This is a genomic window from Enterobacter sp. 725m/11, assembly GCF_011683705.1.
Taxonomy (GTDB): domain Bacteria; phylum Pseudomonadota; class Gammaproteobacteria; order Enterobacterales; family Enterobacteriaceae; genus Enterobacter; species Enterobacter bugandensis.
In genome coordinates this window covers 1-16,418 of record NZ_JAAQOK010000026.1, presented here as the reverse complement: position 1 = coordinate 16,418, position 16,418 = coordinate 1, and the positions used below count along the sequence as shown (strand labels likewise).

The following is a 16,418-nucleotide window of genomic DNA, read 5'->3' as shown; positions in this document are numbered from 1 at the left end:
AACAATGTTAAGCATTTACGGTAAAAAATTACGTCCACAACCTGAAATGGAAGCCATTATTTCTGCCACGGAAGGTTTTGAAGAGAAAACCTTAAAGAAATGGCAGAAAATTTCCACGGCTGACTCTCAGTATATTCATATTATCGTCAGCGGCGAAGTCGAATTCCGTCGTGAATCAGACGAACTCTGCATGTTTACCGTCACCGGACAGTGCGTGTTTGGCCTGTCCGCTATTTTCTATCAGTCAGCCCATATGTACGGCCTGGTCCGCGCAAACACCGTGGTACGCAGCATCAAAAAAGAGGCCTTCGCGCAGCTTATGACCGAGAAAAACCTTTGGCCTGAATTGACCAAAGTGCTCTCCTGGTACATCTGCCTGCTGAGCAAACGCGATGATGTTCTGGTCGCCCGTAGCGCCTATTCTGTGGTCCGCGAATTCCTCTACGAAATTAATGAGCTGATTGTTCACCAACAGCGCGATATTAATATTTATGACTATATTCAGGAATATACCAACCTGGCCCGCAGTACCATTATTAAAATCCTCTCCGACCTGAAAAAAGGTCAATATATTGTGGTGGAGAAAGGTCGTCTGCTTAACCTCACCACGCTGCCTGAAAAATATTAACTACTCCAGCCGGTCTCCTTTTTTACTCAAAGGAGACTGGACGTGATCGTTATGCAACAAACTGCTTTGCGATTGATCCTGCGTTTCGTCAACCGGCGGCGCGGGAATTTTGCCTTGAGAATAATCCTGCTCTTGTTCTTTCAACGCCTGCTTAAACAATTCGGCTAACGAAGCATCCTCACTTCCCGACGACGCGGTGGCGTTTTCGTGCGCCTCGGTTCCCGGCAGGGTATCACGCGAGGTATCGTGCCCGGCATCCTGCGGCACGGTGCTGTCAGGGGCCTGTTGCCAGTCAGCATCATCGGTGCTTATCGGCAGATCCTGCATGGGCGGCATCTCTTCCCGTACCGGCGCCGGTTTAGGATGCGGATGCGGGAACGGTTTACTCACATACACATAATGCATATCGGAAAGCTGTGTTTCCGGTTTAGCGACGCTCGCTTTTACCGGTTCAGGGGCCGGGTGGCGCAAATTCCAGTAAATATGCGCGTACAGCCCTGCCATGACCAGGGCGCACAAACCCAATACCCATAAAAAGGTATGACCGCAAATTTTTCTCAGGCTGGGGAGGCGGTACGAAAACCAGACCGCCTCTCCGGTGGTGTAGCTGCGCTGAGCCGCAAGACAGATGGTAGACATTAGGAATGCTTCTCCTGCGTGTTGGCGTCCGGTGTGGCATGCGTGGCCTGAATCAGCACGCTCGGCGTGGTATGGGTTTCACGCATTAACTGCATCAGCGTATCTTCCCCTGGAATACCATCCACATGCAGATGCATTTTTTGCTGGAAATCGCGGGTGCGTTTCATCATCTCAGCCGTCCAGGTCTGAGCATGGGTTTCAGGCTGGCCAAGAGCCAGACTCAGCGCCTGATCCAGCCAGCCCATGTCTTTCGCATCGCTGGCGGCGCTGATGGCATCTTTGCCTTCCGGCGTCAGGCGATGCAGCTGGGTAAAGTTACCGGTGGCATGCTGGTTAAACCAGCTGCGGCTCACCTGCCAGGTGCGGTTATTCATCAGCAGATCCATCGAGTCATCGCCTACGCGGGCGACAACAGCGTAGTTAAGATGGGTACCGGTTTTGAGTTCACTGACCCACGGATAACCCTCCTGTGCCAGCGTATCCGGTGACGCGTTACCCTGTTTACACATCAGATTGACCTTCCCGGCGTTCTGACACAGCGCATCATCCGCGGAGGCGTCATACCCCCACATCAGGTACAGCTGGTGCATCGCATCCGGCTGATTAACCACTTCATTGTCGATAACCGGCACGACAGGCGCGTCGGCTTTTGACTTCTGCTGTTTCCAGCTCGCCGGTACGGGAAGCTGAATCGGCAGTTTTGCATTGATTGAGGCGGTTAAATACCATCCGCAGGCGGCGAACAGAACCGAGGCGAACAATCCCACGGTCGCCAGGCGCTTACCGTGTTTTTTTGCCGGGAGGATCTCGCCTGCCGCCAGGCGTAAATGACGCGGGCTGACCTGCGCTGCACGTTCGGTCCAGGCCGCGAGCATTGACAGGTGCGCCAGTTCATTCAGTTTGCTGATGTTGCCTTTGGTCAGCGCGTGCATCTTGCGCACGCGCGCCGGGGTTAGCGGCGAATTCTCGCACCCGTGTTCTTCACACTGCGCCTGCACATAGCTGAGAAATTCCCGGCAGGTCAGGGGACGCAATGTATGACGGGTATGGGCATATTCGCGAAGTTCAGATGGGTGTAAGAGGGCGGCTTCCTGATCCGCGCTGCCCATCAGCACGATGGACAGACGGAACTCCAGCTCCTGAGCACGCGTAAGCAACATCCCCAGCACCTCACGGCAGGTCTCCTTCATCGCTTCCGCGTGACGGATGACCAGGGTTTTGCTGCGGTTTTTTCCGCCCTGCCACTGATGCAGCACGGCATCCACCGCCTGAATGCGGCTCTTGCTCTCTTTCGTTCCCGGGTTGAGCTTGTACAGCAGGCTACTGGCACTCAGCTTAGGAAACGCGTTGATGGCAATGGCGCCAGGAAGGCTGGCCTTCAGCGCATCGCTGAAGTGGCCCAGCAGCGGTGCGTCGTTACAAAAGAGCCCGATAATTCCCGCCACCTGGCTTTTCTCTTTCAGCAGGTTGAATACGTCCTGATGATAAGGCACCAGAAAATCGCCGGAGAAACCCGTGATTGTTCTGAATGGCGGTTGTTTAAATTTAAAGTGGCTCTGATACATAACGACTTACCGTCTCTGATTAGGAATAGCAACAGGACGAGAAAGTAAAGCAACGCCACAGGGTGGTCAATTTGCGCACAGGGTAAAAATATCCAGTTGCAATGACCTAACATCCCGATTTTATTTGGTCAATAGTTTTTTTTATTAAAGTTAATGGCGAAGTCGATGGTCGTATTTACGGCAGTTAATTACTATTTTTCACACATATTGGCGCAGCCCGACGCTGCTTATTTCCGCTTTGCTAAAGGCCAGATGAAAAATGAGGTTCTCATTTCTGTCACGGTGGATAACGCCTTGTATTATGTTTGTGCTGTTAATTTTTTGCGGCCAGCAAGGCTATCTGACGTTTAAAGATTATAAAAAAGTTACGAATAAGTTGGCTAAATCTGATGAACAGCCGCTGAAAAATCGTCGTGAAGAAAAGACATTTACTCTGTTCACGGCTGCGGTGCGTCAGGATAACTTACCGGCTGCCGCGAAAGCCCCGCTGGCAGCGGAAATTGAAGGAATTATCAGCAGTGACGATGCCTGGCTCTCCTTTGCGGTGATTAAAACCCCGGCAGGCCAGCGCAGCTATCGCGAAGGCGAGCCGCTGACCGGTTTTAACGATGCCTTTATTCAGGAAATTAACAAAGACAATGTGGTGGTTAATTATGAAGGTGCTACGCAGGTACTGGCATTAAATAAGCCTGACTATTTTAAGGGCGGCGTTGACAGCGGCCCGGTAACCAAATCGACGAAAGATGCAGGCGCGGAAAGCGTGCATCTGGATGATTATCTGGTGTTAAAACCGGTAATCGAAAAAGGCCAACTGGAAGGCTACAACATCAATCCAAGGAATGCCTCAGCGTTCTTCAGCCATTCCGGGCTGGAAAAGGGCGACGTGGCTGTGAAAGTCAACTCTGTCGATATGACCGATGAAGCAAAGGCAAAAAGTATTATTGCCAACTGGTCGAAAATGAAAGAAGCGGAGGTCGTCGTCAGACGTCACGCTCACCTTGAAAATATTCGGGTTAATGTTCTAAACAATTAACAAGTGTACAGACATGAAGAAATTTCCTTGGGCGTGCGTGGCGCTGACCGCATTGTCGTTATATTCCAGTTCGCTGCTTGCAGCTAACTTTAGCGCGAGCTTTAAAAATACCGATATCCGCGAGTTTATCGATACGGTAGGCCGCAATCTTAACAAAACCATTCTCGTCGACCCGTCCGTTCAGGGCACGGTGTCGGTCAGAACCTATAACGTGCTGACGGAAGATGAGTATTACCAGTTCTTCCTGAGCGTGCTGGACCTGTACGGTCTGTCTGTCATCCCGATGGACAACGGCATGGTGAAAGTGGTGCGCTCAAGCGTAGCCCGCACCGCCGGGGCCCCGCTGGCCGACAGCAAAAATCCGGGCAAAGGCGATGAGATCATCACCCGCGTCGTGCGCATGGAAAACGTGCCGGTGCGTGAGCTGGCGCCGCTGCTGCGCCAGCTGAACGATGCCACCGGTATCGGTAACGTGGTGCATTTTGAGCCGTCGAACGTCCTGCTGTTAACCGGGAAAGCCTCGGTGGTGAACCGCCTGGTGGATCTGGTGCAGCGCGTCGACAGAGACGGCATTCAGCGTCGCGAAATCGTGCCGCTGCGCTTTGCGTCCGCCAAAGAGCTCTCCGACATGTTGAACAACCTCAACAACGAAGAGCAGAAGGGGCAGAACGCGCCGCAGCTCGCCACCAAGGTGGTAGCGGATGACGAGACCAACAGCCTGGTGATCAGCGGTTCGGAAGATGCGCGCATGCGCACCCGTTCCCTGATCCATCAGCTGGATCGCGAGCAGAACAACGAGGGGAATACCCGCGTCTTCTACCTCAAATACGCCAGCGCCACCAAAGTGGTTCCGGTGCTGACCGGTATTGGCGAGCAGCTGAAAGACAAGGCGGGTGCGCCGAAGTCGAAAACCGCCACGGCGGCCAGCGATCTGAATATTAGCGCCGACGAGTCAACGAACTCGCTGGTGATCACCGCGCAGCCTAACGTGATGAACTCCCTGGAGAAGGTGATCGACAAGCTCGACATTCGCCGTCCACAGGTGCTGGTGGAAGCGATCATTGCTGAAGTGCAGGACGGTAACGGCCTGGATCTCGGCGTGCAGTGGACCAGCAAGCACGGCGGCGTGCAGTTCGGCTCAACCGGCCTGCCTATCAGCCAGATTAAAAACGGCACCATGAAGGGGGCAAGCTTCACCGGCCTGGCGACCGGTTTCTTCAACGGCGACTTCGGCGCCCTGATGACCGCGCTCTCCACCGACGGTAAAAACGACATTCTCTCCACGCCGAGCGTGGTCACGCTGGATAACAAAGAAGCGTCGTTTAACGTGGGCCAGGACGTGCCGGTCCTTGCCGGTTCGCAGACCACCAGCGGCGACAACGTCTTTAACTCCGTTGAGCGTAAGACCGTCGGTACCAAGCTGAAAATTGTGCCGCAGATTAACGACGGTGACATGATCCACCTGAAGATTGAGCAGGAAGTTTCCAGCGTTGACAACAGCGCGACGGAAGACGCCAGCCTCGGCCCAACCTTCAACACTCGCACCATTAATAACGAAGTGATGGTCCACAGTGGCCAGACGGTGGTGCTCGGCGGCCTGATGGAAAACGTCACCAAGCAGTCGGTTTCCAAAGTGCCGCTGCTCGGCGATATCCCGCTGGTGGGCCAGCTGTTCCGCTACACCTCGCAGGACACATCGAAACGCAACCTGATGGTGTTTATCCATACCACCGTCCTGCGTGACGACGACAACTACAGCGCCGCGTCGAAAGAGAAATATGACCAGATCCGCGTTCGCCAGATGCAGCGCGTGGAGGAGAAAAAGCTCGGCATTATTGAGCCAGCGGATAACGCCATTCTGCCCGCGTTTCCGTCTGCCGACACTAAGACGGCCACCCATGCCGCACCGGTGAAAACCAGTGCGACACGCAATCCGTTTAAAGAGTAAGGCGGAGGGGCAACGTGGACGAACTGAGTAAAACATTGTGTAGCAGCAGCTACGCAAAAGATAACGGCGTTTTATTTTATAACAATGACGTCTATATCCGTGATGACACCCCGGCATTTGCACTGCTGGAAGTGCGCCGGGTGCTGGGACGCGCGTTCGTCCCGGTCACCCTCACGCCGGAAGCGTTTGACGAGATGCTGGCCAAAATCTGGCAGCAGAGCAGCGGCGTCTCACAGCAGCTGGTGGACGATATGGACGCCGATATCGACCTGATGGCGTTAACCGAGGAGATCCCGGATAACGAAGATCTGCTCGATAACGACGAAAACTCGCCGGTGATCCGCCTGATCAACGCCATTCTCGGCGAGGCGGTGAAGGACGGCGCGTCGGATATTCATATCGAAACCTTCGAGCGCACGCTGAGCATTCGCTTCCGCGTTGACGGCGTGCTGCGCCCGGTGCTGCAGCCTGCGCGCAAGCTCGCGCCGCTGCTGGTATCGCGCATCAAGGTCATGTCAAAACTCGACATCGCCGAGAAGCGCCTGCCGCAGGATGGCCGTATCTCCCTGCGCATTGGCCGCAAGGCGATCGACGTGCGCGTCTCGACCATTCCGTCCCAGTACGGCGAGCGCGTGGTGATGCGTCTGCTCGATAAAAGCAATCTCAAGCCCGACATCAACAAGCTGGGCCTGATTGATGAAGAGCTGGAGAAGCTGAAAGGGCTGATTGACCGCCCGCACGGCATTATCCTGGTCACCGGGCCGACAGGCTCCGGTAAAAGTACCACCCTGTACGCCATTCTTTCGGCGCTGAACGGTCACGAACGCAACATTCTGACCGTAGAAGACCCGATTGAATACGAGCTGGAAGGGGTGGGGCAGACGCAGGTTAACCCGCGCGTAGACATGACCTTTGCCCGCGGGCTGCGCGCCATTCTGCGTCAGGACCCGGACGTGGTGATGATCGGGGAAATTCGTGACGGTGAGACCGCGCAAATTGCGGTGCAGGCGTCGCTTACCGGTCACCTGGTCATGTCTACGCTGCACACCAACAGCGCCGCAGGGGCGATAACCCGCCTGCGGGATATGGGGCTGGAATCCTTTTTAATCGGTTCATCGTTGCTCGGTGTCATTGCCCAGCGTCTGGTGCGTCGGCTGTGTACGCACTGCCGGATCACCAGTCCGCTGGATGCCAATGAAAAAGCGCTGTTCAGCTTTATGGACGCGCCGCCAAAAGCGATTTACCGCGCGGTGGGCTGTGAACACTGCCGCCAGAGCGGCTATCAGGGCCGGGCCGGTATTCATGAGTTCCTGGTGGTGGACAGCACCATGCGCCGCGCCATTCATGAAGATAAGGACGAAATGTCCATCGAGACGCAGCTCTTTAAGCAGGCTTACAGCCTGCGTGAAAACGGGCTGCTGAAGGTGATTAGCGGCGTGACCTCGCTGGAAGAGGTGATGCGCGTCACCGCCGAGCGTGGGGGGGATGCGTAATGGCCTTCTACGCCTGGACCGCAACGGACGGCGCGGGGAAAACCCAGCGCGGCACGCTGCAGGCCGAGGGGCAAAAGCAGGTTCGCCAGTGGCTTCGCGAGCAAAAGCTGATGCCCGTCAGCATCAACGAAACCCGCGAGGCGGCGGCGTCCGGTAAAGCGAAAACCGGCGCAAAGCTCTCCACGCCGGTGCTGTCGATGTTTACCCGCCAGCTTTCGACGCTGGTCAACGCCGCGCTGCCGCTGGAAAGCGCCCTGAAGGCTATCTCGAAGCAGACGGAGGACAAAAAGCTGGCGGCGATGGTGGTGGAGATCCGCGAGAAAGTAGTGGAAGGCCACACGCTGTTCGACGCGTTTAGCCAGTTCCCGCGCACCTTCGACAAGCTCTACTGCACCCTGGTGATGGCCGGCGAAAAAACCGGCCACCTGGGCGACGTGCTGGAGAAGCTGGCGGAGTACAACGAGCAGCGCCAGAAGATGAAAAGCAAGCTGACGCAGGCGATGGTCTACCCGATTACCCTGACCGTGGTCGCCATCGCGGTCATCAGCATTCTGCTGGTGGCGGTGGTGCCGCAGGTGATCGAGCAGTTCACCCACATGAAGCAGCAGCTGCCGATCACCACCCGCACGCTGATTGCGGTGAGTGATTTTCTGCAGGCGTACGGGATCTACATCGTGGGGATCCTCGGCGGCGGGTTTGTCGGCTTTAAGACCTGGCTGAGAAACGCCAAAAACCGTTTTCGCTGGCACAGCTGGCTGGTGAACGGCTCGCCGATCAAAAAGCTGGTGTGCGCTATCAACAGCGCCCGCTACATCCGTACCCTGAGCATTTTGCAGGCCAGCAGCGTGCCGCTGCTGGAGGGGATGTACATCGCGATGGACGGTATCGAAAACCTCTATGCCCGGCAGGTACTGGAGCAGGCGGCGGATACCGTGCGCCAGGGGGCATCGCTCTATGCCGCGCTGGAACAGGCGAAATTATTCCCGCCAACCATGCTGTATATGATTGCCTCCGGTGAAGAGAGCGGAGAATTAGGCAATTTAATGGACCGCGCGGCGGAAAACCAGGAATCGGCATTGCAGCATCGAATTACATTAACGCTGTCGGTATTTGAACCGGCGCTGGTGGTATCCATGGCGACGATTGTTTTATTCATCGTGCTGTCAATATTACAACCGCTTCTGCAACTTAATAATATGGTAGGTTAAATCATGGCTTTAAAACGTAAAAACCTGGCGCGTCAGGCGGGTTTCACCTTGCTCGAATTAATGGTGGTCATTGTTATTCTCGGCGTACTGGCGAGCATGGTGGTGCCAAACTTAATGGGCAATAAAGAAAAAGCAGATACGCAAAAAGCAACCAGCGATATTGTCGCGCTCGAAGGTTCGCTGGATATGTATAAGCTGGATAACCACCGCTACCCGACAACCGAGCAGGGTTTACAGGCGCTGGTAACCAAGCCTGAAATCGCGCCAATCCCTAATGGCTACCGTGCTGATGGCTATATCCGTCGCCTGCCGCAGGACCCGTGGGGCGGAGATTATATTCTGGTTAGCCCGGGCGAACACGGCGCGGTCGACGTCTTCTCCGCCGGTCCGGACGGTGAAGCCAATACCGCCGATGATATTACGAACTGGTCTCTGGATAAGAAAGAGAAATAATGAATAAACAACGCGGCTTTACGTTGCTGGAAATTATTTTGGCGCTGGTGATATTTGCCAGCTGCGCCATGATGGTGGTGTCAACAATACCTTCACGCAGCGGTGCGGATATATTTGGCCAGCAATTAAAAGCCCTCGTTGATTATGGTTCAGACCGTGCGGTGATGGACGGAAATATCGTCGGGCTGGTCATCACGACGGATAATTATCAGCTGGTGACGCTCGAGGATAAAAACGGCGAACGTCACTGGGTGCCGTTATCCGCCGGGCGTATTACCACCAAAGGCGATTTCCCGGAAGAGATGCACGTTTCGCTCTCGCCCCAGCGCCTTGCCGCCACGGTAAGCGCCGATCCGCAGGTGCTCTTTTTACCGGACGGCGAAATCAGCCGCTTCACGCTGACGCTGCAAAGCTATGACAAACAGCACCATTTCCGCGTTGTGTCGCAAGGCGCTGCGCCTGTATCGGTAGAGAACGATGGCTAACGGCAAAAAGCAAAAGGGGATGACGCTGCTGGAGGTGATGGTCGCGCTGGTGATCTTCTCCACCGCCGCGCTGGCGCTGATGAATTCCGTCTCCCTGAACGTGCGTTTCACTCACGGCCTGGCCGACACGCTGCAGGCCAGCTGGGTGGCGGAAAATCAGCTGGCGGAAGCGCAGCTCACGAAAACCGACTTCCCGGACGCCGAAGCGCAGGGGACGGAAATCATGGGCGGGCGCAGCTGGAACTGGCGCAAGCAGCGGGTGAAAACCGCCGACAACGGCTGGGCGAACGCCATTCGCGTCTACGCGGAAGGGGACGACAGCCAGCCGGTTATCGCTTTGCAGATCGTTCCGCCGGGAGAGAGCAAGTGAAAAAAACGCGACGCCAGCGCGGGTTTACCCTGCTGGAGATCATGATTGCCCTGACGATATTTGCGGTGATCAGCACCCTGGCCTGGCAAATTCTGGACGGCGCAATGCGCACCAGTTCGGCAACCGACGCCAGCGCCGCGAAGCTCAATCAGCTGCAGCGGGCCTGGAATCTGATGGAGCGCGATTTCTACCAGCTGCAGGCGCGCGCCCCGCGTAACGAGCCGGATCTGTTTCGACAGGTGGATGATGCGCTTGAGCTGACCACGCTGAATGGCGTGAGCGGAACGATCCAACTGGAGCGTGTGCGCTGGCGCCTGGAAGAGGGGCGTCTGTATCGCGACGTCTGGCCGGTGATTGATGGCCCGGTGGACGCGAAGCCCGATGAAGTGCCGATTGTCAGTGAGGTGAAATCGCTGCAGTGGCGTTTTTACCGTCAGGGCTGGCAGAAAAGCTGGAGTGACCCGGCGCATCTGCCGGACGGCGTGGAGCTGACGCTGACCATGGAAAACGGCGATACCTGGCGCTGGGTCTTTACGACCCCGGGCGACCTGCCTGAGGCGGCTGCGGCTGCGCCAGAGACCGCGCCTGCGCCGGTGGCGGCACCGGCACCGGAAGCAAAATCATGAGTGCATTACGTAAACAGAGAGGGGTGGCGCTGCTGGTGGTGCTGATCCTGCTGGTCATGATGTCGGCGCTGGCCGCCAAAATCAGCCAGCAGTTCTGCCGCAACCTGCAGAAAACCCATTACCAGGTCAGCCAGCAGCAGCTGCGCTGGGCGATGCAGGCTCAGGAGAAGGTGGTGAAGGACCGCCTGCAGACCGACGCCAGCGGTGAAAATAAGGCGCTCAACCTGGACGGCGACTGGCATCAACCGCTGGAAACCCGGGGCGAAGATTATACCGTGGTGAGCCAGGTGGAGGACGCGCAGGACTGCTTTAACGTCAACAACCTGCTGGCCGCAGAGAAAATACCACAGGGGCAAAACGCGCCCGCCGTGCCGGAAAAACCGCGCAACGAGCAGATTGTTGAACAGATCCTGACGGAAAGCGGCATCAGCCACACTACGGCAGAAGAGGTGTATCAACAGCTGGTGGACTATCTCGATGGCGACGCGACGACGGCCAAAGACGGTGCAGAGAGCGATGCCTGGGCGGGCGTCTTGCCCGCCCGACAGCCCGCGAACCAGATGATGCGCACCATTGCGGAGATCAAACAGCTGCCCGCGTTCCCGGTAGCGGCATACCCGAAGGTGAGCAAGCTGCTCTGCGCGCTGCCGGACTCTGCCAGCAAGGTGGATGTGAACACCCTGAAACCGGAACAGGCCGCCTTACTGGCCGCGCTGTTCCCCGGAAAATTAACGGAAGATGATGCCGTTCGCCTGATTGATTCGCGTCCAGAAACCGGCTGGGAAAATATGGAAACCTTCAGCAAAGCGCTGGAGCAGACCTTCCCGCAGTTGAAAGACGATCTCCCGCAGGTGGCTGAGCTTCTTTCCATCAGCAGCCGGTATTTCCGCGTGAACTATACCGGCAATACCGATGAATTAACGCTTCGCGTGGTTAGCCAGCTTCAGGTCAATAACGAGGCCAGTGAGATCGTGACGTGGCAACGTCGTTACCGAATGATTGAATAAGAAAAGTAGATCGCTATGAAACAGGTACTTTTTGTTCGTCCCGATAACCGCGAGGGCGGGAAAATAATGGGGTGTGTCTCCGGCAGCCAGCAGGTTGAGACGCTGGAGAGCCTGGACGCGCTGGCGGACCACCCACTGGCGGCCCGTGTTTGTCTGCTGTTGCCCGCCAGCAGCATGATCTTCCGCCATTTTACGCTGCCGAAGAAAGTCGCCTCTCAGGCGACGGCATTCTCCTGGATGGCGGAAGAGACGCTGATTGGCGAGGTGGATAATCTCCACTGGACGGTGCTGAACAAAAAAGGCGCTGAGGTTGATGCGGTGGCGATAGACGCCGATCTGCTGCGCAGGTGGTTAAGCCGCTGTCAGGAGGCGGGGTTAAAAGTGATCCAGGTGCTGCCGGATGCCTGGCTGCTGCCCGTGACGGCTGGCGGAAGTACTCTTGTCGCTCAGGACGACGGCTACTGGCTACGTTTATCACCGCATGTTGCCAGCGAAATGGAAGCGAGCCTGCTGCCGCTTCTGATGCAGAAGGCCGGAGAGGGGGAGGTGTGCTGTTACGGCGAAGCGCCTGCTGGTGTGGACGTCGACATTGCCCAGCCCTGGCAGCATCCGTTGGTGCTGATCCAGCCGCAGTGGCAGGCCTGTCGCGTGAATCTGCTTCACGGTGAATTCAGCCTTAAGGCCGGTAACGGGCGTGTCGTGAAAAGCATGAAAGCCGCAGTGGCGATTGCGGGCCTGCTGTCCGTTGGCCTGCTGCTGGGGCCGCGCATTGCGATGGCCTGGATGTTGGTGCAGCAGGAAAACCAGATACAGGAGGAGATCCTCCAGGTGTATAAGCACCATTTCCCCAGCATGCGTCACCAGACCAATATCAAATATCACTTTGGTCAGAACGTCAAAAAACAGAGTAAGGGGATCTTCCTTCAGCTGGACGAGCTGGCGGCCGCCCGGCAGTCAGTGCCTGCGATGGAAATCGATCTGCTGGAATACGATGCGCAGCAAAACACGCTGACGCTGAGCGTCAGCGCGCAAAACCAGCCCGCGTTGCAGGCGTTTGTTAATCAGACCCGTGAGAATTTCGATTTTACCTTACAGCCTGTTTCAACCACCAAACCCTATACCGCCATGATCGCAGGGAAACATAAATGAAAGAGCGAATCGCGCAACTGAAATCACGCTACCAGAACTACAGCGCCCGGGAGAAAGTTATTTTAAAACTCTGCATCGTTGCCCTGCTTGGGGCTGCGGTGTATTACGCAGGAGTCATCCCTTTGGATAATATGATTCAAAATAGTAAATCGACGCTTAAAAGACAAAAAGAGACGCTTAACTGGATGCGCAATGAAATTGATAAAAATCATCTTCAGGTTCAGTTAGTCAAAACGGATAATCCACGCACGGTGGTCGAGAAAAGCGCCAATGAAATTAACCTGTCGCTGACGGACGTGCGCCAGGAGGGACAAACTTTATCGTTCGTGGTTAATCGGGTAAATGTTTATGAATTAAAAAACTGGCTGCGCGAAATTAATCAGACCTCCGGCGTCAGATTGCAAAAAATAAACCTCACGCCGGTTGACCATCTCAGCGATGTAAAAGCGCAGGTGCAGCTCACCTGGGCAAAAAACGCATGAATACCTTCTCGCTGATCCGGGAGGCCTGCCCGGTTAGTTTTCCGATAATGAGTGCGATCCTGGGCGGGATTATGGGCAGTTTTCTTGGCGTTGTTGCCGAGCGCCTGCCGGGAATTGTGATGGATGAAGAGGGAAGCGGCAATCTGCTCTTTCCTGCCTCGCACTGTCCGGTGTGCCAGCACACGCTTGCTGCATGGGAAAATATTCCCCTGGTCAGCTGGCTGTTATTACGGGGACGCTGCCACCAGTGCGGCACGACCATCCCGCTGCGGTTATTTTTGATCGAATTTTTCTCGGCGCTGTTTTTTGGCGTTACGGCCTGGTGCATGCCGGACGTTCAGGGGTTGTTTTCGCTGTGGTTACTCGCGCTGTTTTTACTGCCACTGGCGATGATCGACTGGCAGCATCAGCTTCTCCCGGACTGCCTGACCCAGCCGCTGTTGTGGGCAGGTCTCTTACTCCATGCATTTGACCACAGATTGCCGTTGCAGGACGCGCTGTTCGGTGCGGTAGCAGGCTATCTGTCGCTCTGGCTGCTCTACTGGGCCTTTCGCCTGCTGACCGGGCGGGAAGGACTGGGCTACGGCGATTTTAAGCTGCTGGCGGCCTTAGGCGCCTGGTGCGGTTGGCAGGCGCTGCCTTCAATTGAACTTGCCGCAGCGTTGAGCGGTATCGCGGGCTATTTCGCGTTAAATAATTTAAATAAAAATAACCTCACTATTTCTTTCGGACCCTATCTGTCATTTGCTGGAATAGTCGTGTTTATTGGACAGCAGTTTGCTTTCATATTTTAAATATACAGGTCAAGTTTTTTTATAAGTTTTTTTGACGGTGGAAGAGAAGGATGTCTCTTTGCGCTCAGTGTATCGTAAAAGATATAAGCTACACGGAATTTGGGCTTGTATCTTTTTATGGAGGAATACAACGCAGCAAGACGTTTTTTGTCACGGTTTTCAGGTTGGTTAAATACGCATTACGCAAATAGACTCCATGCTCTCAAGGAAGACATGGATTATTACGTTACGAATAAATTTATCAGGAAATAAAAAATGAAATTTATGAAGCCTAAATATCTGGCGCTTTTTGTTGCAGCCGCAACAAGCTCAGTATTTGCAGCGGCGCCGGGTACACCGTCAATTACATCAGGCAATGATAAGTTTGCGCTGGTAGAGGTGGATCAGGCGGCACAGGACTACAACAACCTCATCAAAGTGCATAAAGATGGCGTTGACGTGAAGGTGGAGTGGAACGTCTGGAGCGGCGATGCCCCAACGTCTGCAAAAGTTTTGCTGGACGGCAAGACCGTCTGGACCGGTGCGGGTAGTGCCGCAGGCTCTGCGACCTTTAAAGTGAAGAAAGGCGGACGCTGCCAGGAGCAGGTTGAGCTGTGTAACGACAGCGGCTGCACCAAGAGCGCCAGCAAGCTGATCATCGTGGCGGACACCGACGGTAGCCACCTGCTTCCTCTGAACACCCCGCTGCTGGAAAACAACAAAGCGTTCGCGCAGCACACCGATAAAGTGGTTGGCGCTTACTTCCCTGAGTGGGGCGTGTACGACCGTAACTTCTCGGCAGACAAAATTCCTGTCGCGAACATTAACCACCTGCTGTACGGCTTCATTCCAATCTGTGGCGGCGACGGCATTAACGACAGCGCCAAATCCTCCGGCGCGCTGGAGTCTCTGAAACGCGCCTGTCAGGGCCGCCAGGACTACACCGTGGCGATCCACGACCCGTGGGCTGCGCTGCAAAAACCTCAGCAGGGCGTAAGCAACTGGGACGACCCGTACAAAGGCAACTACGGCCAGCTGATGGCGATGAAAAAAGCCCATCCTGATCTGAAAATCCTGCCATCCGTAGGCGGCTGGACTCTGTCTGACCCGTTCTATCAGATGGATAACAAAGTGCTGCGTGACCGCTTCGTTGCGTCCGTTAAAGACTTCCTGACCACCTGGAAAGTGTTCGACGGTGTGGATATCGACTGGGAATTCCCGGGCGGCGGCGGTGAGAACGCCAAGCTGGGTAACCCGCAGACCGACAAAGCGACTTACACCGCGCTGATGCATGACCTGCGTCAGATGCTGAACGAGCTGTCTGCGGAAACTGGTCGTACCTACGAGCTGACCACGGCAATCGGTGCAGGTAAAGATAAGATCGAAGACGTGGACTACAACACCGCGCAGCAGTACATCGACCATATCTTCCTGATGAGCTACGACTTCTACGGTGCGTGGAGTAATACCGATTTGGGTCACCAGACCGCGCTGTACGGTGCGTCCTGGAAACCAGATACCAACTACACCACCGATAACGCAGTGAAAGAGATGCTGGCGCAGGGCGTTCAGCCTGGCAAGATCGTCGTCGGTGCGGGCATGTATGGCCGCGGCTGGACCGGCGTTCACGGTTACACGGGTGACAATCCATTCACCGGTACCGCGACGGGTCCAATCAAAGGGACATGGGAAAACGGTATTGTTGACTACCGTCAGATTGTAAACCAGATGCTGGGCAAACCAGGCTGGGAATACAAATACGACGAAGCAGCAGAAGCGCCGTACGTGTTCAACAAATCCACCGGTGAGCTGGTGACATACGATAACGCCCGTTCCGTCAATGCGAAAGGCAAATACGTCCTGAGCAAAAACCTGGGTGGTTTGTTCGCATGGTCTATCGAATCCGATAACGGCGATATCCTGAATGCCATGAACGAAAGCCTGCTGGGCGGCAGCTCTACGCCTGTTGAGCCGGTTGTAACCAACCATGCGCCGGTCGCTTCTGCAACCGACATGACGGTAACGGGCCCGGCGACTGTCACGCTCGACGGCTCAGCCTCCAGCGACCAGGACGGCGATGCGCTGACCTATAAATGGACGCAGGTTTCCGGCGCCACCGTGACCCTGGCGAACAGCACCAAAGCGAAAGCCAGCTTCAGCGTACCGGCCGTGACCAGCGATCAGAACCTGGTGTTCCGCCTGACCGTGACCGACGCGAAAGGGTTGAGCAACGCTATCGACGTACAGGTAGTGAACAAAGCGCCTAAGGCCAACCAGGCTCCGGTGATCAATGCCATGGAATCCGTTACCGTTGAATCCGGTGAAGCGATTTCTCTGCATGCACAAGCCTCCGATCCTGATGGCGATGCGCTGACCTACAGCTGGAGCGTACCGGCTGATATGAACGCAACGGGTACCGATACTGCTAACGTTCGCATCACTGCGCCAGAGGTGAACAATACCTCTTCTTACACGCTGAGCGTTGTTGTGACGGATGGTAAAACCAGCGTGCAGTCTAACGTCTGTCTCTTATACACATCTGACGCTGCCGACGACGGA

The 16,418-nt window shown here is 55.6% G+C and carries 16 protein-coding genes; 14 read left to right on the top strand and 2 right to left on the bottom strand.

Annotated elements, in window-relative coordinates:
- Nucleotides 1-4 precede the first annotated feature (4 nt).
- Nucleotides 5-628, top strand: a complete 624-nt coding sequence (locus tag HBA26_RS12865; protein WP_028012518.1) for a helix-turn-helix domain-containing protein — start codon at nt 5-7, stop codon at nt 626-628.
- Here HBA26_RS12865 and HBA26_RS12860 read toward each other — a convergent pair whose 3' ends face one another.
- Nucleotides 629-1,267: a hypothetical protein gene (locus HBA26_RS12860; RefSeq protein WP_045630960.1), complete on the bottom strand. Its 639-nt coding sequence runs from the start codon at nt 1,265-1,267 to the stop codon at nt 629-631.
- Entirely contained in the window at nt 1,267-2,832 is a 1,566-nt protein-coding gene (locus tag HBA26_RS12855) for an ExeA family protein (protein WP_126345177.1), read from the bottom strand. Before HBA26_RS12855 ends, HBA26_RS12860 begins: the two co-directional genes overlap by 1 nt.
- A 301-nt stretch (nt 2,833-3,133) precedes the next feature.
- On the opposite strand from HBA26_RS12855, the gene gspC reads away from it, so the two are divergent.
- From gspC to HBA26_RS12790, 13 genes are all read left to right on the top strand, one after another.
- On the top strand, nt 3,134-3,865 hold the full coding sequence (gene gspC, locus HBA26_RS12850) for a type II secretion system protein GspC (protein WP_126345178.1): 732 nt from the start codon (nt 3,134-3,136) through the stop codon (nt 3,863-3,865).
- Between the two features lie 13 nt (nt 3,866-3,878).
- The gene (gspD, locus tag HBA26_RS12845) at nt 3,879-5,813 is read left to right on the top strand and encodes a type II secretion system secretin GspD (protein WP_048959671.1); all 1,935 of its coding nucleotides are present in this window, start codon (nt 3,879-3,881) and stop codon (nt 5,811-5,813) included.
- 14 nt (nt 5,814-5,827) lie between these two features.
- The gene (gene gspE / locus HBA26_RS12840; protein ID WP_088204918.1) at nt 5,828-7,306 is read left to right on the top strand and encodes a type II secretion system ATPase GspE; all 1,479 of its coding nucleotides are present in this window, start codon (nt 5,828-5,830) and stop codon (nt 7,304-7,306) included.
- Nucleotides 7,306-8,514 carry a type II secretion system inner membrane protein GspF gene (gspF, locus tag HBA26_RS12835; protein WP_045261802.1) on the top strand — a complete coding sequence of 403 codons (1,209 nt, stop codon included), beginning with the start codon at nt 7,306-7,308 and terminating at the stop codon, nt 8,512-8,514. The genes gspE and gspF overlap by 1 nt, the downstream gene beginning before the upstream one ends.
- A gap of 3 nt (nt 8,515-8,517) precedes the next feature.
- A complete protein-coding gene (gene gspG, locus HBA26_RS12830; protein ID WP_028012525.1) occupies nt 8,518-8,967 on the top strand; it encodes a type II secretion system major pseudopilin GspG in 450 nt (149 codons plus the stop codon).
- Nucleotides 8,967-9,452 (top strand): type II secretion system minor pseudopilin GspH, encoded by a 486-nt coding sequence (gene gspH / locus HBA26_RS12825; RefSeq protein WP_028012526.1) that lies wholly within the window; start codon nt 8,967-8,969, stop codon nt 9,450-9,452. The genes gspG and gspH overlap by 1 nt, the downstream gene beginning before the upstream one ends.
- Nucleotides 9,445-9,822 (top strand): type II secretion system minor pseudopilin GspI, encoded by a 378-nt coding sequence (gene gspI / locus HBA26_RS12820; protein WP_028012527.1) that lies wholly within the window; start codon nt 9,445-9,447, stop codon nt 9,820-9,822. Before gspH ends, gspI begins: the two co-directional genes overlap by 8 nt.
- On the top strand, nt 9,819-10,448 hold the full coding sequence (gspJ, locus tag HBA26_RS12815) for a type II secretion system minor pseudopilin GspJ (RefSeq protein ID WP_126345180.1): 630 nt from the start codon (nt 9,819-9,821) through the stop codon (nt 10,446-10,448). Before gspI ends, gspJ begins: the two co-directional genes overlap by 4 nt.
- The gene (gene gspK, locus HBA26_RS12810; RefSeq protein ID WP_126345181.1) at nt 10,445-11,455 is read left to right on the top strand and encodes a type II secretion system minor pseudopilin GspK; all 1,011 of its coding nucleotides are present in this window, start codon (nt 10,445-10,447) and stop codon (nt 11,453-11,455) included. Before gspJ ends, gspK begins: the two co-directional genes overlap by 4 nt.
- A gap of 15 nt (nt 11,456-11,470) precedes the next feature.
- Nucleotides 11,471-12,604: a type II secretion system protein GspL gene (gspL, locus tag HBA26_RS12805; RefSeq protein ID WP_126345182.1), complete on the top strand. Its 1,134-nt coding sequence runs from the start codon at nt 11,471-11,473 to the stop codon at nt 12,602-12,604.
- Complete coding sequence (locus HBA26_RS12800) at nt 12,601-13,086, top strand: type II secretion system protein M (RefSeq protein ID WP_045261799.1); 486 nt, start codon at nt 12,601-12,603, stop codon at nt 13,084-13,086. Before gspL ends, HBA26_RS12800 begins: the two co-directional genes overlap by 4 nt.
- Nucleotides 13,083-13,880 carry an A24 family peptidase gene (locus HBA26_RS12795; RefSeq protein WP_047362778.1) on the top strand — a complete coding sequence of 266 codons (798 nt, stop codon included), beginning with the start codon at nt 13,083-13,085 and terminating at the stop codon, nt 13,878-13,880. The genes HBA26_RS12800 and HBA26_RS12795 overlap by 4 nt, the downstream gene beginning before the upstream one ends.
- 255 nt (nt 13,881-14,135) lie before the next feature.
- Nucleotides 14,136-16,418: glycosyl hydrolase family 18 protein (locus tag HBA26_RS12790; RefSeq protein ID WP_166720916.1), on the top strand; the 2,283-nt coding region annotated here is incomplete at its 3' end.